This window comes from Weissella sp. DD23 (assembly GCF_001579105.1).
Lineage (GTDB): Bacteria > Bacillota > Bacilli > Lactobacillales > Lactobacillaceae > Weissella > Weissella cibaria.
On the sequence record NZ_KQ970390.1, the window covers coordinates 151,177 to 152,806 of the forward strand.

A 1,630-nucleotide genomic window follows, 5' to 3' on the forward strand; every position below is an offset into this window, starting at 1 on the left:
AAGATCGGCGTTTATCACTACGCACACTTTACTGATTCTGGTAGTGCTGTTACTGAAGCGAATTACTTTGCTAACCAAGCTGCAAACTTGGGATTGTCAAAGTCAGTTGTCATGGTTGATGACTTGGAAGATAGTAGCACGAAGACTGGAAATGTGACGAACAACGCATTGGCTTTCCGTAACCGTTTGAATGATTTGGGTTACAACAACCAAATGTTGTACACATATGCCAGCTATTCATCAGAAATGGGCATGAACTTGTCATCATTTGGTAACCGCAATGTTTGGATGGCCTCATATCCATACAACCCAAACAAGAATGATCTATGGTACGGTTCATACGGTGCTTGGCAATGGAACTCAAATACGACGTTCCCAGGTGTGAGCGGTGTATTTGACGTATCAATTGATTACGGTTCACCAATGAAGGGTGATTCATTCACCGGCTTCCGTGGGGATGTGTACTATGTCAACGGTAAGAAGGCATCAGGATACTACGACGGTGGTCGTGGCTGGCGCTGGTATGAGAATGGTGTACCATTTGATGGTTTCCGCTTCTACATGGGTACGTACTACTGGTTCGGTAATGGTGGAATCCGTCAAGATAATGGTTGGCGTGAAGCTTGGGGCTTGAAGTACTACACGGATAGCAACGGACGTGCCGTACAGGGCGTGCGTTCGATCGGCGGTAAGAAGTACTTCTTCGGTACTGATGGTACGTTCTACTTGCGTAAGAATGGTATCGTAAGTAACCAAGCAGAAAAGTACAAGGCTGATGGTAATGGTGTCTTGGCACCATGGTCAGGGTTCATGGATATGGGAGCTGGTTGGAAGTGGTATGAGAATGGCTCATACTTCACTGGTTTCCGCTTCTACATGGGCTCATACTACTGGTTCCAAAACGGACAACGCCAAAACAATTCATGGGAAAATGCTTGGGGATTGCGTTACTACGTTGGTAACGATGGTCGTGCCGTACAAGGTTGGCAAACAATTGATGGTAAGAAGTACTACTTCGGTGATAACGGTACATTCTTCCTTCGCTAATTATTCGTAAATTATCATGAATATCTAGTATAATGATATTAGGGAGTCATGAAGACTACGGAGGACAAAATTATGAAAAAAAGTGCAGTAGCCATTTTGGGTGTTATTGTTGTGGCGCTTATCGGTGGTGGGTTCTACTTTGCAACAGCAAACACGAACACACACCCTGGTACAGAAGAAACGTCTTCATCAAAGAAGAGCAGTTCATCAAGTGAAAAGGCAGAAACGTCAGCGCTTGAGTCAGCAAGTTCATCAAGTGAAGCAACGTCAGAAGCATCTTCTTCAGTTGCTTCAAGTGAGTCAGAAGCGACGTCTAGTGCGGCGTCATCAGAAGCTGCACCAGTGGCATCGAGCGAAGCTGCTTCAAGTTCAAGTGCTCCAGCAACCAGCAACTCGGGGATGGCATCATACGATCCAAACCAAACTGCTGATGGCACGAACATTTCAAGTGATATGATTGCGGATGCCCGTAAGGAATTGCAAGCCGCTCACTTGGATGATTCAATCTTGGGTGACCAAGAGATGAAGGAATTGATTCGCCAGTCTTCATCAACGCAACAACCCGTTGTTGCAACGTACGAGT

General features: G+C 45.6%; 2 protein-coding genes. Both read left to right on the forward strand.

Annotated features, from left to right (window positions below; genetic code table 11):
- Positions 1-1,047, forward strand: a 1,047-nt coding sequence (locus WEIDD23_RS00700; RefSeq protein WP_062358665.1) for a GH25 family lysozyme, incomplete at its 5' end; no start/stop codon positions are given.
- Between the two features lie 72 nt (positions 1,048-1,119).
- On the forward strand, positions 1,120-1,630 hold a 511-nt coding region (locus WEIDD23_RS13325), incomplete at its 3' end, for a hypothetical protein (protein WP_197458754.1).